Source organism: Saprospira grandis, assembly GCF_027594745.1.
In the GTDB taxonomy this organism is placed as follows: Bacteria; Bacteroidota; Bacteroidia; order Chitinophagales; family Saprospiraceae; genus Saprospira; species Saprospira grandis.
Genome location: NZ_CP110854.1, coordinates 3,770,125 through 3,795,272 on the forward strand (window position 1 = coordinate 3,770,125; position 25,148 = coordinate 3,795,272).

The following is a 25,148-nucleotide window of genomic DNA, read 5'->3' on the forward strand; positions in this document are numbered from 1 at the left end:
CCTTGGGGGGCTGCTTTTGGCTTAACTTACTTTAGTTGGAAGCGAAGTTTTTTGTTTTCGGCTTGAAGTTCTAGGACCTCCGTAGAGATAATCTGCAGGCTAAAATCGATTTCCTTGGCGAGGTAGCGGTCATTTTTGTGTTCAATTTCATAATCATCGGAGAGGAGTTTTGGGCTTTGGTTCCAATCAACGGTAAGGTCGACATCTCCCTCTGGGCTACTCCAGCTAATTTTAAGTTTTTTGGGGTAGAATTTAAGTTTCATATCGCCCCATTTGGCCTCTAGTCGTTGTTTTTCGAAGTGCATGAGGCTTGGGCTAAAATTGGCTTGTTTGGGGTCGATGATAATGGGGAATAGGTTTTCCCAGGCAGAAGTTTGTCCTTGCTTATTTTCGTTCAGTTCATCTTGGTCCTTATTGCGTTTAATGCTTTGCTTGTAGCGCTGTAGGTCTTTATTGAACTGCTCTTTTCGTTTTCGGATATATGTTTTTATGTTGGGGTTGACGCTTTGGAGTTGTTCTTCAAACTTATCGCTAGGGCTGCCAAAGCGGCCTTTTTTGTATGGGCGCATTTGGACCCATTCAAAGAAGTCGAAAACCTCTTCTTTATATGTGGCAAAATTGCTCCAATCTTTGTCTATGGCCAAATCTTCCAGCCAGAGGCGCATACCGGCTAGCAATTCGCCTCGGAGGTTGGGGTCCATAGGTTCTTGTTCAATATTGAATCGCCAGGCATTGGGGTCTTTTTGCATAGCCATGCGTTCTTGGACCAACTTCAGGAATTTGGGGAGCAAGTAGGCCCGTTCTTTTTTTCCTCGAATTTTAGCGAAGAGGGGCAAAACGAGTTGATCAGAGAGCAGTTCTTCTAGCTGTTTGTGGTCGGCTAAAATTTCGAGCAGCCAGCTTAAGTTTTTGCCTGCTTCTAGGCGTTCTAGGCGGTCCTCTTTTTCCAAATAATAGTCGAGTAGTTTGCGCTTGAGTGCAAGCTGTTGTTTACTTCGGTAGTTGATTTGGGTATCTAGCGACAAGATATCGAACTTGATATTTCGTTTGATATCGTGGGCCTCAATGATGGTGATATAGCGTTCTTCTTTCCGAATCATTAAGCGGATGAGTTCTCTTTGTTGGGCCTCGCTATATTGTATATTGTCTTTTACTTTTAGCAACCAGATTCTGTAGAGTTCTTGTAGGAGGGCGGGTTCACTGGCATTTCGGTCTAGAATGCGTACTTTTTCTTGTGGGTCTTTAGTCGTTCGGACTTGGGCCAGTAGTTTTTCAGTACTTTTCATTTTGGGGTCAACATACTGCCAAATTTCAAGTGCTTCTTGGTATTGCTGCATTTGGAAGTATCTGTTGGCCAAATGCAGTTGTAGCTGTTTAGAAATTTCTTCTTCCTCTAGTTGGGCGATATTTCGGGCCAGCAAGGCATAGCGATCAAAGCGATGATTATCTTTTTGCTTTTGGAAAAAGGCCAATAATTGCTTTTGCATTTCGAGCAAAAGGGCTTGGCGTTTGGGATAGACCAGGGGGTCGAGCTCGAAAAACAATTTACTTTGTATATGCTGCTCTAGGCAGACGGCCAGATTTCTTTCTTTGGGCTGTAGCATAAAGGTTAGTACTTTCTCCCAAAACTTATCATTTTGTTGTTTGGCTACTTTGAGGGCATTGTCTAGCAGACAACCACAGAGGTAGGCTTCTAAAACGGCTTTTCGATTGCCCATCTGTTTGAATTTTTCAGCGGCGGCCTCATATTGGCCTTCGGCCAAGAGCATTTTGGCTTCCGACTCATCTCGCTTGCTGCTAATCTCTTTATAGACATTATTGTATTCTGGATTATCGAGGGCTTTATTGTAAAAGTAGACCGCTTTGCGGTAGGCATTGGCCTCAATCTGCTTATTGTCCGCATTTTCGGCCTGTTGGCGGTGTTCTTCAGCAATTTCTAGAGGTTTTTGCTCAATATGATCGAGTTCTTGGGCGGGGGTATTGAGTTGGATCAGGCGGTCTTCAAATTCAAAGTTGAGCCAGTCTTTATGGTTTTCTTGCTTCTCTTCTAGCAATGTTCTGCCTTTTTGGAGAATGCTCCAAAGGGCCGAAATACCTGCTTGGTTATCAATGATATAAAGGCGGTCTTTGGCTCTAGTTAGGGCCACATAAAGCTTATTGTAAAAATAGTTGAGTTTGAACTGTTGCTCATCGCTCAGTTGCTCAATAAGCAGGTCTAGGCTGAGCCCTTGCTCGGCCAAATAGGCCCCAAAGCCATAGAGAATAATGTTGGGGTACTCTAGTCCCTTGGCCGAAAGGGCCGTTTCTAGGTTAGAAATGGGTTTGTTCTTCGTTTCCTCCTGCCCAAAAGCTAGGGCCAAAGCCTCAAACATAGGAATAGCGCTCTCTTCTAGTTCACTGAGTTGTACGCCTTCTATACGGTCAAAGGGCAACAGAAAGGTGGTGGCATCTAAGCGCTTGAGCAGCTCACTATTGACCTCCTGTTCTGCCGGGCCAAAACAAAAGACCGAGGGGGCTAGGCTCCCTTCTGCATCTTTATATACGGTTTGGGGGAGAATATCTTTGCTGGCGGGAAAATCTCTCCTTTTGTACTGAATAATATTGGCCAACTGAATAATGCTGCTGGTCGAGCGGTAGTTGTGGTGCAAAGGCTCAATATCGGGCGGAGACAAATGCTCTCGGCTGAGTTGTTCTTGCATTTCGCCCAACAAATTGCCTAGACTTCCTTTGAGCAAAGCCCAACGAAAACCTGTAGGATTGACCGCCTGAAAGGGGTCTCCTGCAAAAATGAGCGGCAATTGTCGAACATCTTCTAAATTGAAGTTGCTATACTGAGAAAGACGCAGTAAGAGGTTGATTTCTAGCCGAGAAAAATCCTGCGACTCATCGCAAACCAAAAAACTATAGCTGCTATCGGTATACCAGCCTTTAATTAAAATTTCTCGAACAAGGTCTTGCTCATCCCAAAGCCCACGCTCCTCACAACGGCGCTTATACCATTTGTAGGGCCCCTGATGTACTCGCTTAAAGAGCTCTGGATTGATAATGCTTCGGTCCTTTTTACTAATCAAATTGAAGTCGTCTTCTCCTAAAATCTCTTTCTGATAGCCTTTGATATAGCTACGGATAATGTACCAGGCTACTTCTGCCGAAACCTTGCTGGCGTCTTTACAGTCTGCGGCATATTCCTCAGAAAAGCGGGCAAAATCAACATACTTTAGGGCTTTGTATTGCTGTCGGTCTTCGCTGGCCTGTCGATAAATCTTTAGTAAGAGGTCTCTAAAAGAAGAAAAGAAGCGTTGAAAGTCTTCGGCCTGGATTCTCTTTTCTAATTCCATGCTTTCTTCAGAAGAACTGCGTAAGAGGTTGCGAATCGTGTTCTCTGCTGCCTTGAGCAGTTTTTTATTATAGCTGAGGTAGAGCGGTGGATCAATATGTAGCGACCAGCCCTCAGCGGAAAGCTGAGCAGGTTTTTCTAAGTAGACCTTGAGAATGTTGCGATATAAATAGTAGAGCATGGTCGATTTTCCACTGCCCGCCTGTCCATCAATCATTAGCGGAAAGTCAAATGTACGCAAAAGCTGCTCTTGCTCCGGACTAAGGGCCAAGTTGATGTTTTCCTTAAAGTCTTGAATTTGTTTGGGCACAATCATTTCCCAAAGTTCATCAGAATATAAGACTTCCTCGCCATAGGCCCGAACCGCCAAACGGTCTAGTTTTTTGGCCTGACTGTCTTCTTTAAAACTAATGAGCTGCTTTTCAAAGGTGGCTAGGTAGTTCTCCATTTCTGCTTTGGTCCCAAAGGCATAGAGCAGGTAGCCCACCCGCTGCTCGCTTTCGTCTTGGGCCAATTGAGCAGCCAAAATATAATGTCCTTCCTTTCCAAAGATCAGACTGTTGTGATTATACTCCTTATAATCGTAGCTGTCTAAATTGGCTTCAATTAGGTCATAGAGAAAGACCTTGATCCTAGAACTAGCATTAAAGTGCTTCCTGATGGTTTTGCGCCAGTTTTTGGCCTCAAAAAAAGAAAGTATGGGCTTTTCGTTTTTTACCTCTTGTAGCATTTTGTCAAAAGGTGGCGGCAGTGCTTCTCTTAGGGCCTGCATTTTATTAGTCGGACTAATTTGCTGCGCTTTTAGCGCCTCCACATCTTCCAAAAAATGCTTGTTGTACCAACTCTCTGTTTCAGGATAGATCTTGTTATAATTTTTATCTTTTCGCTTAAAAATTGTGAGAAAAAAAAGTTGCTCTGCTTCAATTTTATAAATTAACCGATAGACGTTTTCTGAACGTCCTACTTTTTCTTTCCGAATGTCCTTGTTGAAATGCTTTCCCTGAAATCGGCTCGAATTTCGGTCAAAGTTCTCTTTGATAAACTGAATTCTTTTACGGATTCGAATCTGGTCTTCTTGCGGTAAGTCTTGAAGACGTGCTTGAAAATCAGGAAGCAAATGATGAGGGTAAGTCATAATCTTATTGTTTGAGGTAAAAAAAAAGGCCTAGCTGCCATTTGGCAGCTAGACCCAGTTATAAAGTAGCTGGCAGAAACGCTTGCTGCGCTCCTGCTTCTGTATTTAAATAGATGGCAAACTTAGCCGAAAAGGCAAAGTCGCTGATTGTCTTAGGTGTTTTGGGTCTTTCTTAAATATAAAGGCATTTTAGCTAAAGCGCAACTAAGGCTATGCTTTTTTTAAGAAGGCTTTATTCGTCAGCCTATTTTGTCCAGTTTTAAGCTAGAAAAATGAAGGAAAACCCTTATCTTTGTCAGCTAAACACACTATAAGAGAAAATGGAAAAAAAAGTACGATTAAAAAAAAGCTGGCTGATTGTAGATGAAGCTAATGGAATTGTTATCCAAAGAATGGATGAGGGCGCTTATCTGGAAGCCCAAGATTCCTACGATTGCTTTGATCAGTGTTTTCAGCTCAAGGGAAAGGAACCTATTTATTTCCTTTCCGATATGCGTGCAGTAAAAGGAATGAGCAAAGAAGCCCGTAAAGTGACTGCCGCAGATGCCAAGGACGCAAACTTTCATGCCGTGGCCGCATTGATCAATAGCGGAGCATCTAAAATTCTAGGCAATTTTATGATTCGCATCAACAAACATAAGCATCCTATCAAGATGTTTACTAATGAGGCCGAAGCTATCGCCTGGCTGAAAAAACAAAGAGAAGCCGCTGGCCTTTAGGCCCAAATTTGCGTCAAAAAAAGAAAAAGCCAAGAACTTCTGTCCTTGGCTTTCTCTTTTTACCCACTAAGGCTGATTTCCCAGGCTTTTTAGGCAACGCAAATGCGATTGTAAGGCCTTGAAAAAACTAGGATGCTCATGGTAGGGTAGACCAAATTCGGCTGCCGTTTGCTGGACAATAGGAGCCAGTTTGGGATAGTGCACATGAGAAATATGTGGAAAAAGATGGTGCTCAATCTGGTAGTTGAGTCCCCCAATACACCAAGATATCCAGGCTTTTCCTCTAGAAAAATTGGCTGTGGTGGCTAGCTGATGAGCCATCCAGCTTTTCGCAAGACGCCCATTTTCATCGGCCTGAGGATAATCTGGTCCTTCTACCACATGCGCCAACTGAAAAATACTAGAGAGCAGAAAACCCGCTACCAAGTGCATGAGCAGAAAGCCCAAAATGACCGCCAAAGCAGGTATCCCCAAAATAAAAATGGGCAAAATAAATTGCACAAAAAGATAGGCTAGCTTAAAAGCAATCAGTTTTGCCCATACGGCCAAGGGCTTTTTGCCCAAAAGCAAATTCTTTTTGGTATAACGGTAAAGCGACTGATAATCTCCCCAAATGATCCAGCTCAAAGTGAGCAAACTATAGATCGGTAAGGCATAAATATGCTGGTAACGATGCATCGCCCGCCAAGGCTCTTCGGGCTCTAAGCGCAAAATCGCCTTATGACTAATGTCTTCATCCCAACCCGAAATATTCGTGTAGCTATGGTGCAAAACATTATGCTGCACCTGCCAATTGAAGGAGGAGCCCCCCACCAACTCCATACTATGGGCAAATAGGCGATTGACCCAAGATTTTGATGAAAAAGAGGCATGCACGGCATCATGCATCACGCTCACCCCAATGCCAACCATCCCCAAACCCATCAAAAAGTAGAGGCCCAAAATAAGGACATAATGACTAGGCTGAAAAATAAAAAGAGCCAATAAAGGCAGAACATAAAGGGCCAACATCAAAACTGCTTTTAAGTACAATTGCCGATTTCCAGAGGGCCGCTTTTCCTGCTCTGCAAAATAATCTTGTACCCGCGCCCTGAGCTGGCGCACAAATTCGAGCTGCTGGCTCTTGTCAAATTTTAGTGCTTTCATGATTTCAATTAAAGTTGTTTCTGCCCAAAAGATGAACCCTATCCCCAAGCCCCTATAAATTGAACAAGCTTTTAGTTTTTTTTAACAGCTAGGAGGATAAAGGGAGGGGGGTGGGGCCCGCGGCCGGCTAGGCTCCGCCTAGGTCGGCCGCCGCTATGCTGCGGGGCTCACAGGTCTGTTCGGCCCTGCAGGCAGGCGATGCCTGCCTTTGGTCTGGCCTTCGGCCACCCGCTCCGCAGCGCTGGGCCGTTTGGCCTTCGGCCATGGCGGCTTCGCCGCTTCTTTGCTGCTTAGATTTGGAAAAGAAAAACTGTTTAACATTTTGTGTTTCGCCTTTTTGCTGCCTAGGGGCAAGCCCCTAGGCTAGCTTTTTCAGACAGCCCTCTAAAGAGGGCCTTTGGATGAGGTTTTTCTTTGCGACAATAACTGAACAAGGCCTTGTATATCAGCAGTTGAGGCCTGACTCCATTGGATTAGCCTAGGGGCTTGTCCCTAGGCGACTATTGGCCAAATCCTAATAGGCTAAAGACCCAAATTTTATTCTAATACACAACATCCTGAACAGTCCCTTATTCCTCTTCTTTAGTCTTTGGTTCTACTCATTTACTGTTGCTATGCAGTAGCTGTACTGCTCTGATGCGGTCCTTTACTGTATGATAGAGGTGGTTAAAGTCCATCATATAGGTTGTGGAAGTCCATCGTATAGGTTGTAAGACCCCAAATAGACGTCCCTGGACGTCTATTTGGAGGTCCCTAGACCTACTTAATGGGGTTGAGGAACGTACCCAATGGGGTATAGGGAGGTATCTAATGGGGTTGAGAAACCTATCCAATGGAGTTCAGAACGTATCTAATGGAGTATAGGAACGTACCCAATGGGGTATAGGGACGTATCTGACGGAGTATAGGGACGTATCTGATGGAGTTCAGAACGTATCTAATGGAGTATAGGAACGTACCCAATGGGGTTTAGGGACGTATCTAATGGAGTTCAGGACGTACCCAATGGGGTATAGGAACGTATCTCATGGAGTTCAGGACGTGCCCAATGGGGTATAGGGACGTACCCAATGGACTTAGAGGACCTAATTCAGCCAATCATCGCCTAGGCGCAGGAAAGGGCAGATACAAAATATTATACTCTCCTCTGGGTTTCCTGCTGCAGTAAACAGGGCCGAAGGCCCGCAGGCTGAGGGATGGATAGCAGTGGCCCGAAGGGCCAGACCAAGGCGGCAGAGCCGCCGCAGGGCCGAGCAAACCTGCGAGCTGCGGCACAGCCCGACCCGAGCGAAGCGAGTGGGCAGCCCCCAAAAAAGCCCCAGTAGAATAAACTACTAGGGCAGAAAAGATAAATATCAACTTCTCTAATTGACTTAGAACTCAAGTTTTAGGGCAATATTCCATGTGCGGCCAAAACCATAGAAACCTGTGGCCGATTGCAACATTTGTTCATTGCTCATATTGGGCGCATAGAAATTGTCGGCCTCGGCTACATACTTGCTATCCAAGATGTTATTGACATTGGCGCGAAGTTTTAGCGCTACTTTATTGAAGGCAAAACGGTAGCCAATACCGCCATTGAGTAGGCCGTAGCTAGGCAATTTTAGGGCTTGGCGACCTTCTGCTGCGCTGCTGTTATAATCAACGGGGTCAAAGTTGGCGTATAGATTGGCCGCATAATAATAGTTGGCATCTAGTTGTAGGCCAAAGGGAAGTTTGTAGTCTAGACCGAGGCTCATGGTCGTTTGGGCGGCATCGCCGACCTTGAGGCCCTTGGCATAAACAAAAGCGGTATCAATGACTACATTATCATCATCACTGATGAGGGCCTCTACATTATTGGTCCATTGCCAGTCGCCAAAAGAGGCCATAAAAGTAAGGTAGAGATCTTTGGCCAAAAGGGCTTTTCCATCAATTTCGATCCCTTGGTGAATAGCATTTAGGCCAGTAAGGTTGGCCGTAAAATTATCGCCTTGGCTATCTTGGTAGCCACGGATAAAGGACTTATCCATCCAGCGAGTGTGATAAAGGTTGACATTGGCCATCACTTTTTGGAGGCGGAGCCCGTAGCCAATTTCAGCACCAAAGGTTTTTTCATTTTTGGCTTCTTCATTAGCGTCATTGTTGTAGTTGGGAAAAACCACATCAAAAATAGGCGCTCTAGAGAAGTAGCCAATGTTGGCAAAGACATTATGGGCCTTGTTGATATTGTAGTTGGCGCCAGCTTTGGCGGTATATCCAATAAAATTGTAGCTCTCACTTTCCTGATTACCTTCTTCGTATTGGAAGTAATCTACTCTTTTATAAGAGGTATTGGAGAGGGCGCCAGAGAAAAAGGCCGTGAGTCCGCTTTGGTTATCATATTCTAGTTGGCCAAAAACGCCTTGCCAGCCCACAACGCCATCATTGTAGTATTGGATTTTGTCGCCTTCTTGTTTTAAGGCCCCTCTTTCTCTGCGGTCAATTTGGCCATCGCCATTCAGGTCGACGCTATCGCTTTGGGCGTTAATATCTCTAGAGTCCAACCAATAATCGTTGCCCAAAAGATCATTAACTTCTCGGTAGTGAATGCCTTTATAGTAACGCAGATCAACTCCGCCAGAGGCCGTAAATTGCTCATTGATATTATAGGTCAGGTTAGAGAGCAAGCCGGCCCAGTTGTGTGAGTTGACAGAGGTACGGCGAATTAGGCCATCATTTTCTCCGGCCACAGATCCTAGTCCAGCCACCTGATATTTTCCGCTGCTCGGAAAGCCACTGATATTATCGCTTCCTTGGTTCCAGGCCACAATATCATCCATACGGAGGAGGCCTTGATCATCTCGGTAGCCCCAGCTGCCTCGGCCATCAATGCTTCCACGGTCGCCAGTTCCACCACCACGGCCCACAGAATAGTAGGCAGAAGTAGAGAGAAAGAGTTTCTCGTTGATGGTCCAATAGTGGTTGAGCGCCATTTGGGGTTTGTGGTAAAAGTTGCGGCGCATATTGTATTCTTTGCCGTCTAGGTAGCCCCAATCAGAGTTATAGCGATAATCGCGGATAGAGTCATAGGTCATCAGGCTTTCTCTAAAGGTTCTTTGGCCATGGCTTTGGGGAGCACCAATGGCTGTAAAAACGAGCCGGTGTTTTTCGCCAAATTCTTTAGCAATAGAGGCAAAATAAGAGCCGCCCAAAAAGCTAGTGCCATCGATGTAGCCATTTCCTTGCGTATAGGCGCCAGAAACCGTAATGGCCCAGCCGCCTTTTAGTCGGCCCGTAGAAAGTGTAAGGGCATTGCGCAGATAGCCATCATTACCGACCATAGAGGTAAAGCTACCGCCTTTTTTCTGGTCGGTTGTTCTCGTAATAATGTTAATGGTACCTCCAATAGAAGAGATGGCCAAACGAGAGGCCCCCAAACCGCGCTGCACTTGCATTTGGCGGGTCACTTCGCTCAGGCCGGCCCAATTGGACCAATACACCCAGCCATTTTCCATATCATTAACCGGAATACCGTTAATGAGTACAGCTGTATTTCGTTGGTCAAATCCACGAACATTGATTCGGGCATCACCCCAGCCTCCGCCAGATTTTGTCGCATAAATAGAGGGGGTGTTGCGCAAAATTTCTGGAAATTCCTGGTTCCCCAGTTTATCTTCAATATAATCGGCATCTACAGAAGAGACGGCCACCGGCGTTTTACGATCAATAGCCAAAGAAGCAATGACTTTGACCTCCTCAATACCCACCGAAGAAGGGCTCAAACTGATCTGACCCAGCTTTAGGGGTTCGCCAGCCTTAATATCGACCTCTTTTTCAATGGCCTCATAGCCCAAATAAGAAAAGACCAAGGTTTTTGGTCCTTCATTTAGGCCGCTAAGCCGAAAATAACCGTCAAAGTCGCTAACGGTCCCTTTGGCCGTTCCTTTTACAAATACAGAAGCCGAAATAAGCGGCTGTTCGGTATTCGCATCAATCAAAATGCCCTCAACGGAGCCCTGAGCAACAGCCAAGCTGGCCCAAAAACTGAAAAGTAGTAGATGAAAATAGTTCATGGAAGATAATTTTGGTGAAAAATCTGCTGCAAAGCTACGCTTCTAGTCTTAGCCGTATTTTAGCAGAAGTTTAGCTCTTCATGAAGAAGTGGAGGCTTCTTATTAAGCCGTCGTTAATAAATAAATGTTATTATTAAGCTTCTGATACAAGCTTTTATTAACCAAATCAATATTCTAATTTTATCTCTCTTTGATCAATTTTTTGTGGGGCTTCCCCTTCGGCCCTATGGGCCTTCGGGTCGGGCTGTGCCGCAGCTCGCAGGTCTGCTCGGCCCTGCGGCGGCTGTGCCGCCTTGGTCTGGCCCTTCGGGCCACTGCTATCTATCCCTCAGCCAGATTTAATCGCGCTGCTTTGGCTATAGTTTGCTATGAATTTTTGGCTAGGCCAGCTATTTTTTAAGGGCATAGCCTTCGCTATGGTGGAGAAAAATAGGGCCGACTAGCGAGAAATTGCTGCAAACTATAAAAGTGAGTGCGTTTAAATCTGGCTATTGCCTGCGGGCGCTTTGCGCCCTGCTAGACGTAAAAAATAGAATCCAGCAGATTAAAGGCCTTTAAATAGAAATTAAACCTTCAAAGCCTTTTTCTTGTCGAAATATTATTTATTATTGCTAAAATTGCTAGCTTCCTAGCCCATCATACCGATTTTTAACCCTAAATCTACTGGCAGATTATGTTTCCATTCTTTCTGTTTCAAGACCCTACGACTACGGCCACCGATGGCGGCGAAGTAGTTCCTGAAGAGGTAAGCTTTTCCCTCATTGAGGTCATTTTTTCGGGTGGCCCTATTGGGGTTGTCATTGCAGTAATTCTGCTCCTCTTAGCCGTTATGGCCGTTTATATCCTGATCGAGCGCTATCTTACTATTAAGCGCGCTGGTGATCTAGACGAAAATTTTATGGCCCAAATTCGCGGCTTTGTCCAAACTGGAGATGTAGAATCGGCCCTAGCGCTTTGCCGCCAAACCAATACGCCCGTAGCTCGTTTGGTCGCCAAAGGCCTACAACGCATCGGCAAACCCCTAGAGGATATCAATGCCGCCGTAGAAAATGTAGGTAACCTAGAAATCTTCCAACTCGAAAAACGCCTCTCTACTTTGGCCACTATTTCTGGTGCCGCACCCATGATTGGCTTTTTTGGTACCGTAACCGGAATGATTCTCTCTTTTATGAATATGGCCGGCGGAGATGTAAGTACAGAAGCCCTAGCAGGCGGTATTTACCAAGCCCTAATTACTACAGCTTTTGGTCTTTTTGTCGGAATTATCGCCTTTATCGGCTATAACTCACTGATCGCAAGCATGGGCCGCGTCATCTTTAAGATGGAAGCTGCCACCGTTGAATTTATGGACCTACTACAGGAGCCCGCCTAGGCCCCTGAGCAAAACCTTTTAGCTTATGGGACTCAGTAAACGCAGCTCGGTATCGGCCGAATTTAATATGTCTTCACTGACCGATATCATCTTTCTGCTGCTCATCTTTTTTATGCTTACTTCTAGCCTGACGAGCCCCAATCTCAAAAATCTCGATCGCCCAATTTCTAGCAGTACTACCCCTTCTCCCCAAAATATTGCCCTTTCGGTTACCCCCGAAGGTGAGTATTTTATAGAGTCGGAGCTGGTCACTAAAGAAAATTTGGACCGCCGAATGGAACTTCGGATTATCGAGGAAAGAGAAAAGAATCGTCAAAAAGGAATCAAAACCGAGGTGACTATTGTCCTCAATCTAGACAAAAATGAGCCCACCAGCACCATCGTCGAAATCATGGCGCTGAGCAACAAACATAAGGCTCGCCTCATCTTGGCCACCGATCCTTAAGGCCTCAAAAGCTCCAATTTATTATGGGACTGAAAAAACGTACAGAGGTTTCGGCCGAGTTTAATATGTCCTCGCTGACCGATATTATCTTCTTGTTGTTGATTTTCTTCATGCTGACCTCTTCTTTGGTTAACCCAACAGCGATCAACCTCAAGTTGCCCAACTCCAGCCGTTCCAAACCAATTTCCTCCAATAAACCCGCAATTATTGTGGTTAATGAAACTAAGGAAATTCGATTTAATCAACTCAAGGTGGATATTCCCGCCCTCAAAGCCAAAATTGGCCAATATGTCCTCGCCGATGGCCGAGCCGCTGGCGAGGTAACCGTCATCCTAGATGTACATCCCAAGGTCGATGCCCAAACCCTGGTTTCGGTCGTCGATGCCCTCAATGATGTGGGCGTCAAAATGATTTTGGCCACCCGATTATAGCCCTATGCCCAGATTCCGACAAAACCTTGCCCCGCAAAAATTGTCTTCCTGGCGCATCTATTTGCTCCTTTTGGTCATCTTAGGGATGGGGGGCTTCTTCTACTTCTTTACTCAAGCCCTGCTGCAAAGCTACAAAACGACTATTCTCAGAGTCGAATGCCTGCCGCAGGGCCGCTATTGGGTCCAAGGAGATACCGTAGATTTTGAGGGCTTTGCCCCCAAACTTCGACAAAAGGTCGAGCGCTACCAAGATCTTAACCCCAATATGCAAATCCACTTTTATTTGCCCCCCAAAGCAACTGCCCAAGATATAGCCCCCCTCATTCAGGTCGCCAACGCCTTCGAACAGGCCGAACTGCAACTCTATACCCTGCCGAGGAACTAATTTTTTGCTTAGGGCTATATATGTTATATAGTATGTTGTTTTGGGGCCTCTGCCTCGCTTCGCTCGTCGGCGGTTACTCCCTTCGGTCGTCGAACTGCGGCCTAACGGCCTTGTTGTCGTTTCGCAGCTCGCTGCTGTTTTGGGGCCTCCTGCCTGCGGCAGGCGCTACGTTTCGCAGCTCGCTGCTCGCTCGGCCCTTCAGCCTTTCAGGCTTCGGTCTGGCCTTCGGCCACTGCTGCACATCGGTTACTCCCTTTGGTCGTCGAACTGCGGCTTGCAGCCTTGTTGTGGCCTGCGGCCCTATCGGGCCTGCAAAACGCGGAAATAGGCCCAAACCACTCTTATTTTAGTTAGAAAATCTAGCCTTATGTCTACTCAAGAAATGGAATTTCAACCCGGCGCAGATCATCTGAGCCAAAGCAAAGACCGAAATATTGCCCGCATTGGGGCTCTGGTCTTTCTGATTCTCCTGCTCACGCTTATTTTTTGGCGGTTCTTTAGCTATGAATATCCGCTTAAGGAGGCTGGTGGACTAGAAGCCTCTTTTGGTAATGTTCAAATTGCAGGCGGTAGCGCTTCCGAAAATCCTACGCCAACTACAGATCCTCAACCCCAGGAGGAAAATAATCCTACGCCAACTACCCAAGAAATTGAGGAGGTCCAAACGGATGATAATATGGAGTCGGAGGCTGTGAAAACAGAACCCACACCCACACCACCTCAAAATACACCTAGCGAAAACACCAACAATAATAATTCTTCTTCCTCTTCATCTAGCTCTTCTAATACCTATACGCCTAGCTTTCCTGGTGCTGGAAATGGAAACAAAACAGGCCCCGGCCAGCAGGGAACTCCTGCCGGGAAAAAAGATGACCTAGGCGGAATTGGTAAAGGAAAAGAAGGCGAAGGCACAGGAGAATTGGGCGCTGGCCGAAATTGTCTTAGCGCTTGTAATTGTGAATTGAGCGCCAACCAACTCTCTCAGTTTGAGTCGGGCAACCGTACCGCTTATATTGAAATCTTGGTAGATTCTGATGGAAATGTAATTGAGGCCAAGATGGCTAGCGTAAAGGATTTTCCTCAAAATGCGCAGTTTACCAAGGCGGTAGAAATTGATCTTTTAGAAAAATGTGCGCTCAAAAGAAAATACGATCCTTCTGATAAGGGCTTTAAGGCCAAGGGCGTAATTACCATGAGCATTGTCCAAAAATAAGCAGATGAAAATTGCCTATTTCCATGGGCTAGAATCTAAGGTGGGCGGCCCCAAACCCAACTGGCTCCAAGCAGAGGGCCATGAGGTTTGGGCGCCGCCCATGCCATATAAGAGCCAGCCCCTTTTATTTGAAATGACCCAAAAAGCAGTGCTAGAGCAAGAGATAGAACTTTTGGTAGGGAGTAGTATGGGCGGCTATTTTGCCTATCATCTGGCTCGTTTGCTAGATCTTCCCGCCTTGTTGTTTAATCCCGCCTTGGGCGTACGCTCTGTTAAGGTAAAGGCCGATCAGAGTGGAGAAAAAACGCCTTTGTTGCTTTTGGCTTTTGGCCAAAATGACCAATTGATTGCGCCGACTAGCAGCCAAGCCTTTTTGGCGGCCAATTGGTCCAAAAAAGAGCAGTTGCATTACCTTTGGGGAGAGCATGGACATCGGACGCCTCTGCCTTTTTTTCAGCAGGGCGTTAAAGAAATTTTAAGATTATTGTGATCCTTCGGAAACTTTTTCGCGGCTATTTTGAATTAGCTGTTTGGTTATTTGCGCTAATCTATTTGGCCCTCTTTGCCCAGCCCGATGCGATAGAACATTTTAGTATTTGTGTTTATCGAGCTATTGGTTTTGATAGCTGTTGGGGTTGTGGTTTGGGCCGATCGGTAGCCTTTGCACTGCAAGGCAATTTGGCCAAATCTTGGGAAATGCACCCTTTGGGTTTGCCCGCTATTGCTATCCTTTTACACCGCATTTATCGACTTATTCGTCTGGCCTGGAAAGCATAGCTCCTTTTGCGGCGAGCAGGGCCGCAGGCAATAGCCAGATTTAAACGCACTCACTTTTATAGTTTGCAGCAATTTCTCGCTAGTCGGCCCTATTTTTCTCCGCTATAGCGAAGGCTATGCCCTTAAAAAATAGTTGGCCTAGAAAGCTTAGCTCCTCTTGCGGTGAGCAGGCCCGAAGGGCCGCAGGCTGAGGGATGGACAGCAGTGGCCGAAGGCCAGACCCAGCCGCCAAAGGCGGCGCAGGGCCGAGCGAACAGCGAGCTGCGAAACAGCCCGACCCGCCCGCAGGGCGGGGCAGCCCCAAACAAAAAACAACAAATTTAAAATATGAAAACCTTAGTTAAAATTAGTGTATTTGTTCTACTTGCTATTACTGTAGTCACTTGTCTTTTTCAACCTTCTCAGGAAGAGCAGCAGCTGTTGGGAAATTGGGGAGAGGAGAAGGATGATGCTATATTATGCCTACAGCTCAATCCTAATCATCAGGCAAACTTTTACTTTTTTTATTCGAATCTATTTACGGGTGAATTTCTTATGAAGGTAAAGATGAATTGGGAGCTGATTGATGGGAAGTTATCTTTGCGCTTCGACAAAAAAGATCCTCCAGAAATAGCCATTAACTCGGCATTGAAGAATACTGCTATGCGGATGAAAATAAATGAAATGCGGGATGATTTTTTGAAGGGTTTGGAAGAGGATTTTGCTACGGAGCATTTCTATGAAATTACAGAGGAGGGGGATTTAGCGATAGGAGAAGGAGAGGAGAGGCAAGTTATACCAGCTTATAGCCAGGCTAATATTGATTTGCTTGAAGATTTTCTAAAAGAACATAAATAATTAAACCATAAACCTTTATGAAAGTAGTAGCCTACAGTTTTTCTTTTATTTTGCTCTTTTTATTGAGCAGTTGTAGCCTTTTATTGAGCGATGCCGAGCGGCAGGTGGTGGGGCAATGGAAGCAAGTGACTTTGGTCTCGAAAAATTATATGGAATTTGGGGCCGACCATAGCGTAACCAACTATATTCAGGTCAATATTCCGATGGGCGGCAAGGCGCTGATGGTGGCTAGAGGAAGCTGGAGCTTGGAAAATGAGGAATTGCGCATTCAGTATAAGGGAACGCCTGAAATTGCGACAGAAGGAAGTGCAAAAACCATTGAAAAAGCCATTGAATTGATCGCTCCAGAGCTGAATATGGAAGCCTTGGAGGACCAAGAAGTTAGCTTTTCTTGTACGGGCCAAAAAAATGACAAACTGCAATTGGATGGAGTGGGCTGGAAGCCCGCCAGCAGTAGCGAAATTCAGGAAATGGAGCAATTTCGTAAAGAACACAGCAAAAAAACCGAACTCTAGATGCGATATTTAGCGATTATTTTATGCCTAGCGCTATTTTCTTGTGGTCCAGACTTTGACCAATCGGAGGAAAGTTTGATTGGGGGCTGGATGCAAAGCCGCTTGGGCACAGACTCTTATTTGATCCTAGAAAAAGACCACTCTTTTAAGCGCTATAGCAAAAATGAAATTCCGGGTGGTGGAAAGTATTTTACCCTTGTAGAAGGAAGTTGGAAACTAGAAGGCGAGGAGTTGTTATTTGAGTTGGGCAAGCCAAAACTTTATGTCAATCATAATCAGGAAATGACCAAAGAGCTCTTTAATCGTATGGGGAGCATGCAGCATTCTGAGATTTTTGACCGAATGAAAATTGGCTATGTTTATACGGGCAAAAAGTTGGACCGTTTGTACTTTGAAGAAGGGCAGTGGACCACGGTTTGGGTCCCGCTTAACCCTAGAGAACTTCAACTTTTGGTTGACTTTGTTGCGCAAGAAGAAAATTAGTTGCATCTTTTAGCACAGAAAACATTTTAAAACAAAACATTCCCATGAGAAAAGATATTATGGTCCTGCTACCTAAAGCAGAATCCGCAGAAGTTGAATATTTGGCGGGCATTGTTCACGATATGGATGATGCGGACCGCAAGAGTTTTTTGCGCATTTATAAGGGACGAAGATTAGATCCTATACTTGTTTTGGGCCTTTCTATTGGAGCTCCTCTTGCTGGTATTTCTGGCATTCATCGTTTTATGATGGGCCAAATTGGTATGGGCATCCTCTATTTGCTAACGGGTGGACTTTGTATGATTGGTAACATCATTGATGCGGTTAATCACAAGAGTATGGCCTGGGAACACAACCGCAAAATTGCCGATGAGATTTATGGCAGTTTGCATGGCGGTGGTGGAGTGGTCTTTTAATTTGCCCATTTATGCAAGTAGAACAACTCATTACTAAATTACCAAAGGCCGATGCCCTAGAAATTGCTTATTTCAGAAAGAGCATAGCCGACCTCAGCCCCGCCCAAAAGGAAGAGGTCTTTACACGCTATCAGCATGATCGAGTGAATCCCAACTTGGTCCTTGCTTTTGCCCTGATTGGCATTTTCTTCGCATTTTCAGGTGTACATCGCCTGATTTTGGGCCAAATAGGCATGGGCATTCTCTATTTTTTTACGGGCGGCCTTTGCCTAATCGGCAATATCATGGACGCCGCCAATTATAGAGAATTAAGTTGGAAGGGCAATAAGGCCCGCCTCGATCATCGGATTGAGGCCGTTATTGCAGGCCGCCCCCGCTAAATCCTTACTTTTTGCGCTCCGTGACAAAACGGACCAAACCTTCTAGAGCGTCTCTCGCCTCCGATGCGGGAAACGCTCTTATTAATGCTATAGCCTCCTCCTGATAATCATACATTTTCTGACGAGTGTAGGCTATGCCCGGACTTTGCAAGACAAAATCCGTTACTTCCTGTATCTTTTTAGGGTTGGTATTTTCATTCTTGATGATATTGACCATATAATTTCTGGTCTTTTTATCGGTCGTATTCAAGGCGTGAATCAAGGGCAAGGTCATCTTTTTCTCCTGAATATCATTGCCCTGCGGCTTGCCCGCATCGCCATCGCCAAAATCAAATAAATCATCGCGAATCTGAAAGGCGATCCCAATTTTTTCGCCCAGCAAATGCATGCGCTCCACCTCTTCTTCCGTAGCGCCCACAGAAGCCGCCCCCAAAGCACAGGCTGCGGCAATCAAAGAAGCCGTTTTCTTGCGGATAATCTCATAATAGACCTCCTCTTTGATATCTAAACGACGAGCTTTTTCAATCTGCAAAAGCTCGCCCTCACTCATTTCCTTAATGGCGTTGGAGCTGATTTGTAGCAAATGATAAGCTTCATTTTTCAAAGAAAGCAAAAGCCCCTTGGCCAACATATAATCGCCAATCAATACGGCCACTTTATTGCCCCAAAGCGCATTGAGCGAGAAAAATCCACGGCGCTGCATAGAATCATCCACCACATCATCATGGATCAAAGAGGCCGTATGCAACATCTCAATCAAAGAGGCGGCATGATAACTCATCTCCCCAATTTCACCGCAAATTTTGGCCGACAAAAAGATAAATAAAGGCCGCACTTGCTTGCCCTTCCGCTTGACCACAAAACGCATAATGGTATCCAATAAAGAAACCTGCGAACGCAATTCCTCCTCAAATACCCCCTCAAAGGTCTTTAGCTCTTCGGCAATTGGGGCTTTTATCTGGTTCAAACTCATCAAGGTCTTCATGGGCTGCTATATAGTGTATATAATATTGTTTCTATAAGAACAAGAAGCAGCCTAAAAAGATGAGCCGGCCCCTTATTTTTTGCAAAAATACAAAGAACTTCAAGCAAGAGGAACAGCTTTCTATGAAAATGCCCAACTTCAGTAAGATTTCATTATTTTTAGTTAAGTTTTGGGGCTGCCCCGGCTTTCAGCCGGGTCGGGCTGTGTCAGGGCTCGCAGGTCTGCTCGGCCCTTCAGCGCTGCGCGCTTCGGTCTGGCCTGCGGCCACCCTTATCCATCCCTCAGCCGTTGCAGGCCAAGGCCTGCCTGGGCCGATTTTCTCAGGCCAAAATTATCCAATTACTTAAGAACAAATAGAATATGATCAAGAAGAAAACGGCTTGGATTCCAGCCGCCGCTGGCCGCCAATTGGCCCTAGATATTAGTTTTCCGAGCGGCAGGGCGCCCGAAGCAGGCTGGCCACTGCTCATTTTTGCCCATGGCTTTAAGGGCTTTAAGGATTGGGGCCATTGGAACGCCCTAGCCGAGGCCTTTGCTCAGGCGGGTTATGCTTTTCTCAAATTTAATTTTTCGCATAATGGCTTAGGTCCAAATCTAATTGATTTTGAGGATCTTGATGCCTTTGGCCAAAACAATTATAGCAAAGAATGCTTTGATTTTGAGGCGGTACTCGATTTTGTCCAAAAAAGCGATTGGCCCATCCAAAAGAGGGCTCCCGTGCTCATTGGCCATAGCCGAGGCGGTCCCATTGCGGCCCTAACGGCCCTAAAAAGAGGGGCCAAAGCGCTCATTAGTTGGGCCAGCGTACATGAGCTAGATTATGCCTGGCAAGATCAAGCCTTTTTGGCCCATTGGAAAAAAGAAGGGCGGCAGTTTATCCGAAATGGACGAACTAAGCAAAATATGCCCCTGGACTACCAACTTTATGAAGACTTTAAGGCCCATGAAGAGGCCTTTCGCCTTGGACCAAAATTAGTCGACTTATCTTGTCCCCACTTAATTGTACATGGCAGTCAAGACCCAGCGGTTTCTCTCACTTCGGCCCATTATTTAGATGAGCATTCTCCTAAAGCAGAATTACAGATTATTGAAGGAGCAGACCATGTTTTTGGCGGTCGCCATCCTTTTGCGGCAGGGGCCGAGCTGCCCCCGCATAGCCAAAAATTGTTGCAGCTTTGCCTCGACTTTTTGGCCAAGCTTTAGGCCCTTGGGGAGGAGCGAAGCGACGACCGGCCTAGCGATGTGCAGCAGTGGCCCGAAGGGCCAGACCAAGCTGCCTTTGGCAGCGCAGGGCCGAGCGAATAGCGAGCTGCGAAACGTAGCGCCTGCCGCAGGCAGGAGGCCCCAAAAACAGCAGAAAGTCATTCAGAAAAAGGCCCCGATTAAAACCAGTGATCATGAAAAAACTCACCCTTTTTTTGCTGCTTTTGAGCAGTTCCATTATGGCCCAAACTTGGCCAAAAGCCTTTAATAATAGCCGTTGGAAATTTAGCTATGCCTGCGAGGCCGAAAGTCAGGATGTGCTTTTTCGGGCCGAGGAGGAATATCAGCATTTTGTCTGGTTTAAGTATGATGAAACGGTGCAAACCTACCTCAATGGGGCCTTGAGCAAGGACCGTTGGCGTTTGGCGGCTCCTTTTGACAAACTCTATTATAATTTTGCGCAGGTCGAGCATTGGAAAGTGGCCAATTATAATGCGCAACATCTGGTTTTGGAGTTTGAGTTGAATGGGGGAGAGGGCCGCTATCAGTACCATTTTATACGGATGAGCGAGGCCGAAACGCCTTTTTTTCGCTATGATTTGGGCCAATATCCAGAGGCGGTTGTCGAGCGGACGATTATGGGCAGCGATCCGCATCCTTATCGCTACCTCAAGGATGAGCCTGGCAAGCGGCGGATTCCCAAAGCGGGAAAAAAGGGCCAAATTCGCCCAGATTCGCCTTTGGATACCACCCCCAAATTTGAAATTGAACTGGTGGGCGGCGGATTTTATGGTCCACCCGATTTTGTGCGCAAAAACCAATTGACAATCAACTCAGAGGGCTTGGTAAAGCGCAAATTGCAAAACGAACAGCAGGGCTTGCGGGTCTGGGAATCGCAGATTTCTCGGGCAGAACTCGAGCAATTGGTTGCGTATATAGAAAAAAAAGGTTTTTTTGAGTGGGAACAAATTTACCCCTGCCAAACGGCCAATTGTATGGACCGCCTCAAGGAAACGCCTAGGCCGGTGACCCTCAGTTTGGCCATTAGTAGAGGGCATAAGGGCCGCAAAATTGTGATGCTGCCCATTTATGCCGGCCCCGATGCCAAACAACAATATCTGAGCTATCCCAAAGCCTTAGACGATATTGTTCGCTTGCTCGAAAAAGTGGCCGTAGAAGAATAAACGGATAAAAATCTCAACTATGCATTATTACCAACTCGGAAAAATTCCGCCCAAACGCCATACTCAATTTCGCAAAGAGGACGGCAGTTTGTACCAAGAAGAACTCTTTTCTACCGAGGGTTTTTCAGATATTTACTCTAATATTTATCACCTTTATCCGCCCACCCAAATTAAGCAGTTGGGCGAGCCTTATTCGGTGGCCCCAAAACTAAAAAAGGATAATCAGCTCAAGCCCCGCTGTTTGATGGGCTTTGAGGTGCAGCCTGAGGCCGATTATTTGAAAAGCCGCAAGGTGATTTTGGCCAATGAGGATTGTAAGGTGATCTTGGCCGCCCCCAAACAGTCTCTAACCGATTACTTTTTTAAGAATGCCGATGCCGACGAAATGATTTTTGTGCATGAGGGCAAGGGCGTACTCAAAACCCTTTATGGGCAAATTCCCTTTGGCTATGGCGACTATCTGATTATTCCGCGTGGAACGACTTATCAGATTGATTTTGAGGAGGAAAACAATCGCTTGCTGATCGTCGAATCTTATTCGCCCATCCGCACGCCCAAACGCTACCGCAATGAGTTTGGCCAACTAGCTGAGCATGCGCCTTTCTGCGAGCGAGATATTCGCAAGCCGCAAGATTTGCAAACCCATGATGAGCAGGGCGAATTCAAGTTTTTTATCAAAAAACAGGACATTATTTATCCCTACACCTACCTCAATCATCCTTTTGATGCCGTGGGTTGGGACGGATATTGCTATCCCTACGCCTTTTCAATTCACGATTTTGAGCCCATTACGGGCCGCATTCATCAGCCGCCTCCCGTGCACCAAACCTTTGGCAGCCGCGGTTTTGTGATCTGCTCTTTTGTGCCTCGTTTGTTCGATTATCATCCGCAGGCGATTCCCGCCCCCTACAACCACAGCAACATTGATAGCGATGAGTTGCTCTATTATGTGGATGGCGATTTTATGAGCCGTAAACATGTCGAAAGAGGGATGATTAGTTTGCATCCGGCGGGCATTCCCCACGGTCCACATCCGGGCACTATCGAGAAGAGTATTGGGGCCAAAGAAACCCTAGAATTAGCAGTCATGGTGGATACTTTCCGCCCACTTTATATGACAGAAGAAGCCTTTGCCATTGAGCAGGGCGATTATTACAAAAGTTGGTTAACAGAGGATTAGGATAGGATTTGGGGCTGCCCCTTCCGCCGGGTTGAAACCCAGCGCAAAGCGGCATCGCTTTGCGAGCTTATACAAAATGAGGGTTAAAACCCTCATGAATTATCGCTCGGGTCGGGCTGTGTCGTGGCTCGCAAGTCTGCTCGGCCCTGCGCGGGCTACGCCCGCTCGGTCTGCGGCTGCGCCGCACCACTATCCATCCCTCAGCCAGCGGGCTGCGCCCGCTTCTAGGTCCAAAATTGCTAAACAAATAACTATGGTTCCAGAAAGTCAACAACTGGGTTTATTTGACCTAATGCAGCATTTGCGGCGTTTGGTCAGTCTAAACTTGCCTCAGCCGCTTTGGTTGCGGGCCGAAATTGCTCAATTAAAAAAGAATCGTTCGATTTACTACCTCAATTTGATTGAGCAGGAAGAGCAGCGCCCAAAAGCCAAGGCCAAGGCCCTGCTATATGCTAGTAGTCGGCATCGGATTAGCAAAAAGCTAGGCGATACCTTTTGGAGCATTATGCGAGAGGGCCAGGAGGTCCTTATTAAGGTCCAAGCTCATTTTAGTGAGCAATATGGCTTTAGTTTAGAAATTTTGGACCTAGATGCTTCTTTTAGCATTGGCCAATTGGAGTTGGGCCGGCTCAATAACCTCAAGCGCTTAGAACAAGAGCATTTAATTGAGCTAAACAAGGGCTTGGAGCTGCCTCATTTGCCGCAGCGAATTGCCATTATCTCGTCTAAGGAGGCGGCGGGTTTGCAAGACTTTTTGGAACAGCTCAATGCCAATAGTCAGCGCTATGCTTTTCGGACCGAGTTATTTCAGGCGGCCATGCAGGGCCAGCAAATGCAAAAGGAAATTCGGGAACAGATTCGAGAAATTGAGGAACAAGAGGACTGTTTTGATTGCGTAGTCCTCATCCGTGGAGGAGGGGCCAAACTGGACCTCTATGGCTTTAATGACTATGAGCTTTGCCGAGATTTGGCGCAGTGCAGCCTGCCCGTGCTCACGGGAATTGGCCATGACATTGACGAGAGTCTAGCCGATTTGGTGGCCCATACGGCCTTAAAAACCCCTACGGCAGTTGCCGACTTTTTGGTCCATCAATTATTTTTGGCCGAGCAGCAACTGGCCCTTTTACAGCAAGAACTGCGGGCTAGCGTACAAGGGCATATCCGTCGAGAGGAGCTGCGTTTAGAGCAATTGCACAGCCGTTTGCGTTTGAGTAGCCAAGAGCGCTTGCGTTTGGCCCAAAAGCAACTAGAGCATTTTGATAAGCAGTTGGAGCTCTTATCTCCAGACAAAGCTTGGAAACGCGGTTTTGCTCAATTGAGCAATGAAGAGGGCCAAATTATTCATAGTTGGACCGATTTGCAGGATGGGCAGCGATTGCGCCTAGCCCTAAAAGACGGCAGCAAATGGATTCGCATCAATATAGAAGCAATAGAAGATGAAACTGAAGGATAGTATTGCCTTGGTGAGTGGGGCTAGTTCGGGCATTGGTTATGCGGCGGCCTTGGCCTTGGCCAAAGAAGGGGCGCATTTGGTCCTCCTTTGCCGAAATCCAGAAAAGGGAGAGGCGGCTATGCGGGCTATTGCCCAGGCTAGTCAAAACCCAAAAATTGACCTCTTATTGGCTGATTTATCTGATCAAGAATCGATTCGGAAAGTTGGCCAATATGCTAGAGAAAGTTATCCCAAACTAGACATCTTGATTAACAATGCGGGGGCTATTTTTCCTAAGCGCCGCTTGAGTTTAGATGGTCTTGAGCAGCATATTGCGCTCAATCATATGGGCTATTTTCTGCTCACGCATCAGCTAATGGGTTTGCTTCGAGCTGGAGAGCGCAAGCAAATATTAAATCTTTCTTCTTCGGCCCACAAACTGGTCCGAAAGTTAGAACTAGACAATTTGCAGGGAGAAAAGCGCTTTGGTCGTTTTTATCAGTATGGCTTGAGTAAGTTGTTCAACCTCTATTTTACGCAGCAATTGGCCCAGCGTTTTGGTCCAGATGGTTTTGGCGTCAATGCCTTACATCCGGGAGTTGTGAATACTAATTTTTCGCAAGAGGGAAAAGGCTTTACGGCCTTTTTGTATCGTCATTTGGGCCGTTTTATGCGACAGCCGGAGCAGGTTGGCCAGCAAATCCTAGAATTACTAACTGCTGATGAATACTTGCTCATTGAGGGACAATATTTTACGCCCAAGGGAGTGGAGCAGCCTTCTGTCTTGGCGCAGGATCGGGCTTTGGCCGAACAAATTTGGGAGCGTTCTATGGATTGGGGCAAAATAGAGGAATATGGGGTTTTGGACTAAGGGCAGTTTATTGGTTTTGGGCTTGGGGCATTCGGCCTTTTTGGGGGCCATGATTGGCGAAGAAGCCTTTTTTTTGTGGCCTATTTGGATCTTGTTAGTCTTGGCTTATTACCTCAGTCATCATCGGGTACTGGAGTTGGGCCGTTTAGATTGGGCCGATAGTTTGGCGATTATAGTTGGGGCCTTAGGGGCCTTGGCTTTACAGCAAGAGTTGGGGATCTCTGTGGTGATGGCCTCGGCTTTAGTGGGCTGTTTAGGCGCCATGCTCGATCATTTTTTTCAGCAAAAATGGGCCGTAGCGCTTTATTGCGGCAGCTTTTTGGGCATGAGCCAACTGCCACTCTCTTGGCCCTATTTGAGTATGCTTGCAGCCGCTAGCTTTACTGCTTTATTGTATGGTTTTTCAGCCCCATACTTTAAGGGGGTGGGCGGCAAATTGGGGAGTTTGGCCTTTTTAGGCGTTTTATTGATGCAGTTAGTGAGCTTTTTATTGGGCTAGGGAGGTTTTTGGGGGGGGTACTCCTTTCAGTCGTCGAAGACGGCTTTCAGCCTTGTTGTGGCCAGTCGCTTCGCTCCTTCTAGGCGCAGGAAATTAGTCTTGCTAGTTATGGGCTTAAATAGTAAATCTAAGGCAGGAGACTTCCGTGATAACAATAAAAAACAAGTAA

Annotated in this window: 23 protein-coding genes; 19 read left to right on the forward strand and 4 right to left on the reverse strand. The window is 46.3% G+C overall.

Annotated features, from left to right (window positions below; genetic code table 11):
* Nucleotides 1-26: 26 nt before the first annotated feature.
* Complete coding sequence (locus tag OP864_RS14835) at nucleotides 27-4,472, reverse strand: helicase C-terminal domain-containing protein (RefSeq protein ID WP_270098935.1); 4,446 nt, start codon at nucleotides 4,470-4,472, stop codon at nucleotides 27-29.
* Nucleotides 4,473-4,792: 320 nt separating this feature from the next.
* Here OP864_RS14835 and OP864_RS14840 point away from each other — a divergent pair, with 320 nt between their 5' ends.
* Nucleotides 4,793-5,191: a DUF7793 family protein gene (locus OP864_RS14840; RefSeq protein WP_015694042.1), complete on the forward strand. Its 399-nt coding sequence runs from the start codon at nucleotides 4,793-4,795 to the stop codon at nucleotides 5,189-5,191.
* 66 nt (nucleotides 5,192-5,257) lie between these two features.
* On the opposite strand, the gene OP864_RS14845 is transcribed toward OP864_RS14840, so the two are convergent.
* A complete protein-coding gene (locus OP864_RS14845; RefSeq protein ID WP_270098936.1) occupies nucleotides 5,258-6,337 on the reverse strand; it encodes a fatty acid desaturase family protein in 1,080 nt (359 codons plus the stop codon).
* Nucleotides 6,338-7,710: 1,373 nt separating this feature from the next.
* A complete protein-coding gene (locus tag OP864_RS14850; RefSeq protein WP_270098937.1) occupies nucleotides 7,711-10,371 on the reverse strand; it encodes a TonB-dependent receptor in 2,661 nt (886 codons plus the stop codon).
* 673 nt (nucleotides 10,372-11,044) lie between these two features.
* Here OP864_RS14850 and OP864_RS14855 point away from each other — a divergent pair.
* From OP864_RS14855 to OP864_RS14910, 12 genes are all read left to right on the forward strand, one after another.
* Entirely contained in the window at nucleotides 11,045-11,743 is a 699-nt protein-coding gene (locus OP864_RS14855) for a MotA/TolQ/ExbB proton channel family protein (protein ID WP_002660359.1), read from the forward strand.
* Between the two features lie 25 nt (nucleotides 11,744-11,768).
* Nucleotides 11,769-12,188 carry an ExbD/TolR family protein gene (locus OP864_RS14860; RefSeq protein WP_002660361.1) on the forward strand — a complete coding sequence of 140 codons (420 nt, stop codon included), beginning with the start codon at nucleotides 11,769-11,771 and terminating at the stop codon, nucleotides 12,186-12,188.
* Nucleotides 12,189-12,211: 23 nt separating this feature from the next.
* Nucleotides 12,212-12,619 carry an ExbD/TolR family protein gene (locus tag OP864_RS14865; protein WP_270098938.1) on the forward strand — a complete coding sequence of 136 codons (408 nt, stop codon included), beginning with the start codon at nucleotides 12,212-12,214 and terminating at the stop codon, nucleotides 12,617-12,619.
* A 40-nt stretch (nucleotides 12,620-12,659) separates the two neighbouring features.
* The gene (locus OP864_RS14870; protein ID WP_270098939.1) at nucleotides 12,660-13,004 is read left to right on the forward strand and encodes a hypothetical protein; all 345 of its coding nucleotides are present in this window, start codon (nucleotides 12,660-12,662) and stop codon (nucleotides 13,002-13,004) included.
* 367 nt (nucleotides 13,005-13,371) lie between these two features.
* Nucleotides 13,372-14,217 (forward strand): hypothetical protein, encoded by an 846-nt coding sequence (locus OP864_RS14875; RefSeq protein WP_270098940.1) that lies wholly within the window; start codon nucleotides 13,372-13,374, stop codon nucleotides 14,215-14,217.
* A gap of 4 nt (nucleotides 14,218-14,221) precedes the next feature.
* Nucleotides 14,222-14,707, forward strand: coding sequence for a YqiA/YcfP family alpha/beta fold hydrolase (locus OP864_RS14880; RefSeq protein WP_270098941.1), 486 nt, complete (start codon nucleotides 14,222-14,224; stop codon nucleotides 14,705-14,707).
* Nucleotides 14,704-14,994: a DUF2752 domain-containing protein gene (locus OP864_RS14885; RefSeq protein ID WP_270098942.1), complete on the forward strand. Its 291-nt coding sequence runs from the start codon at nucleotides 14,704-14,706 to the stop codon at nucleotides 14,992-14,994. Before OP864_RS14880 ends, OP864_RS14885 begins: the two co-directional genes overlap by 4 nt.
* Before the next feature lie 327 nt (nucleotides 14,995-15,321).
* Nucleotides 15,322-15,831: a hypothetical protein gene (locus tag OP864_RS14890; RefSeq protein ID WP_270098943.1), complete on the forward strand. Its 510-nt coding sequence runs from the start codon at nucleotides 15,322-15,324 to the stop codon at nucleotides 15,829-15,831.
* A 17-nt stretch (nucleotides 15,832-15,848) separates the two neighbouring features.
* On the forward strand, nucleotides 15,849-16,346 hold the full coding sequence (locus OP864_RS14895) for a hypothetical protein (protein ID WP_270098944.1): 498 nt from the start codon (nucleotides 15,849-15,851) through the stop codon (nucleotides 16,344-16,346).
* Nucleotides 16,347-16,829: a hypothetical protein gene (locus tag OP864_RS14900; protein ID WP_270098945.1), complete on the forward strand. Its 483-nt coding sequence runs from the start codon at nucleotides 16,347-16,349 to the stop codon at nucleotides 16,827-16,829.
* Between the two features lie 44 nt (nucleotides 16,830-16,873).
* Nucleotides 16,874-17,245: a TM2 domain-containing protein gene (locus OP864_RS14905; protein ID WP_270098946.1), complete on the forward strand. Its 372-nt coding sequence runs from the start codon at nucleotides 16,874-16,876 to the stop codon at nucleotides 17,243-17,245.
* An 11-nt stretch (nucleotides 17,246-17,256) separates the two neighbouring features.
* On the forward strand, nucleotides 17,257-17,625 hold the full coding sequence (locus tag OP864_RS14910) for a TM2 domain-containing protein (RefSeq protein WP_270098947.1): 369 nt from the start codon (nucleotides 17,257-17,259) through the stop codon (nucleotides 17,623-17,625).
* 4 nt (nucleotides 17,626-17,629) lie between these two features.
* Here the strand turns inward: OP864_RS14910 and OP864_RS14915 are convergent, their stop codons facing one another.
* On the reverse strand, nucleotides 17,630-18,610 hold the full coding sequence (locus OP864_RS14915) for a polyprenyl synthetase family protein (RefSeq protein WP_270098948.1): 981 nt from the start codon (nucleotides 18,608-18,610) through the stop codon (nucleotides 17,630-17,632).
* Nucleotides 18,611-18,970: 360 nt separating this feature from the next.
* Between OP864_RS14915 and OP864_RS14920 the strand changes: the two genes are divergently transcribed.
* The 6 genes from OP864_RS14920 (at nucleotide 18,971) to OP864_RS14945 (ending at nucleotide 24,979) form a co-directional block, all read left to right on the forward strand.
* Nucleotides 18,971-19,813: an alpha/beta hydrolase family protein gene (locus OP864_RS14920; RefSeq protein WP_270098949.1), complete on the forward strand. Its 843-nt coding sequence runs from the start codon at nucleotides 18,971-18,973 to the stop codon at nucleotides 19,811-19,813.
* A gap of 194 nt (nucleotides 19,814-20,007) precedes the next feature.
* Nucleotides 20,008-20,997: a hypothetical protein gene (locus tag OP864_RS14925; protein WP_270098950.1), complete on the forward strand. Its 990-nt coding sequence runs from the start codon at nucleotides 20,008-20,010 to the stop codon at nucleotides 20,995-20,997.
* A 19-nt stretch (nucleotides 20,998-21,016) separates the two neighbouring features.
* Nucleotides 21,017-22,177: a homogentisate 1,2-dioxygenase gene (locus tag OP864_RS14930; RefSeq protein ID WP_002660384.1), complete on the forward strand. Its 1,161-nt coding sequence runs from the start codon at nucleotides 21,017-21,019 to the stop codon at nucleotides 22,175-22,177.
* Nucleotides 22,178-22,430: 253 nt separating this feature from the next.
* A complete protein-coding gene (gene xseA, locus OP864_RS14935) occupies nucleotides 22,431-23,630 on the forward strand; it encodes an exodeoxyribonuclease VII large subunit (protein ID WP_270098951.1) in 1,200 nt (399 codons plus the stop codon).
* The gene (locus tag OP864_RS14940; protein WP_270098952.1) at nucleotides 23,614-24,480 is read left to right on the forward strand and encodes an SDR family oxidoreductase; all 867 of its coding nucleotides are present in this window, start codon (nucleotides 23,614-23,616) and stop codon (nucleotides 24,478-24,480) included. Before xseA ends, OP864_RS14940 begins: the two co-directional genes overlap by 17 nt.
* Entirely contained in the window at nucleotides 24,464-24,979 is a 516-nt protein-coding gene (locus OP864_RS14945; protein ID WP_270098953.1) for a hypothetical protein, read from the forward strand. The genes OP864_RS14940 and OP864_RS14945 overlap by 17 nt, the downstream gene beginning before the upstream one ends.
* Nucleotides 24,980-25,148: the final 169 nt, after the last annotated feature.

Excerpts from the sequence above, each read along its gene's own strand:
- OP864_RS14895 (WP_270098944.1), top strand. The coding sequence starts at position 15,849 with ATGAAAGTAGTAGCCTACAGTTTTTCTTTTATTTTGCTCTTTTTATTG.
- OP864_RS14900 (WP_270098945.1), top strand. The coding sequence starts at position 16,347 with ATGCGATATTTAGCGATTATTTTATGCCTAGCGCTATTTTCTTGTGGT.
- OP864_RS14920 (WP_270098949.1), top strand. The coding sequence starts at position 18,971 with ATGATCAAGAAGAAAACGGCTTGGATTCCAGCCGCCGCTGGCCGCCAA.
- OP864_RS14840 (WP_015694042.1), top strand. The coding sequence starts at position 4,793 with ATGGAAAAAAAAGTACGATTAAAAAAAAGCTGGCTGATTGTAGATGAA.
- OP864_RS14890 (WP_270098943.1), top strand. The coding sequence starts at position 15,322 with ATGAAAACCTTAGTTAAAATTAGTGTATTTGTTCTACTTGCTATTACT.
- OP864_RS14910 (WP_270098947.1), top strand. The coding sequence starts at position 17,257 with ATGCAAGTAGAACAACTCATTACTAAATTACCAAAGGCCGATGCCCTA.
- OP864_RS14845 (WP_270098936.1), bottom strand. The coding sequence starts at position 6,337 with ATGAAAGCACTAAAATTTGACAAGAGCCAGCAGCTCGAATTTGTGCGC.
- OP864_RS14875 (WP_270098940.1), top strand. The coding sequence starts at position 13,372 with ATGTCTACTCAAGAAATGGAATTTCAACCCGGCGCAGATCATCTGAGC.
- OP864_RS14940 (WP_270098952.1), top strand. The coding sequence starts at position 23,614 with ATGAAACTGAAGGATAGTATTGCCTTGGTGAGTGGGGCTAGTTCGGGC.
- OP864_RS14860 (WP_002660361.1), top strand. The coding sequence starts at position 11,769 with ATGGGACTCAGTAAACGCAGCTCGGTATCGGCCGAATTTAATATGTCT.
- OP864_RS14930 (WP_002660384.1), top strand. The coding sequence starts at position 21,017 with ATGCATTATTACCAACTCGGAAAAATTCCGCCCAAACGCCATACTCAA.
- xseA (WP_270098951.1), top strand. The coding sequence starts at position 22,431 with ATGGTTCCAGAAAGTCAACAACTGGGTTTATTTGACCTAATGCAGCAT.
- OP864_RS14905 (WP_270098946.1), top strand. The coding sequence starts at position 16,874 with ATGAGAAAAGATATTATGGTCCTGCTACCTAAAGCAGAATCCGCAGAA.
- OP864_RS14855 (WP_002660359.1), top strand. The coding sequence starts at position 11,045 with ATGTTTCCATTCTTTCTGTTTCAAGACCCTACGACTACGGCCACCGAT.
- OP864_RS14850 (WP_270098937.1), bottom strand. The coding sequence starts at position 10,371 with ATGAACTATTTTCATCTACTACTTTTCAGTTTTTGGGCCAGCTTGGCT.
- OP864_RS14945 (WP_270098953.1), top strand. The coding sequence starts at position 24,464 with ATGGGGTTTTGGACTAAGGGCAGTTTATTGGTTTTGGGCTTGGGGCAT.
- OP864_RS14915 (WP_270098948.1), bottom strand. The coding sequence starts at position 18,610 with ATGAAGACCTTGATGAGTTTGAACCAGATAAAAGCCCCAATTGCCGAA.
- OP864_RS14925 (WP_270098950.1), top strand. The coding sequence starts at position 20,008 with ATGAAAAAACTCACCCTTTTTTTGCTGCTTTTGAGCAGTTCCATTATG.
- OP864_RS14880 (WP_270098941.1), top strand. The coding sequence starts at position 14,222 with ATGAAAATTGCCTATTTCCATGGGCTAGAATCTAAGGTGGGCGGCCCC.
- OP864_RS14865 (WP_270098938.1), top strand. The coding sequence starts at position 12,212 with ATGGGACTGAAAAAACGTACAGAGGTTTCGGCCGAGTTTAATATGTCC.
- OP864_RS14835 (WP_270098935.1), bottom strand. The coding sequence starts at position 4,472 with ATGACTTACCCTCATCATTTGCTTCCTGATTTTCAAGCACGTCTTCAA.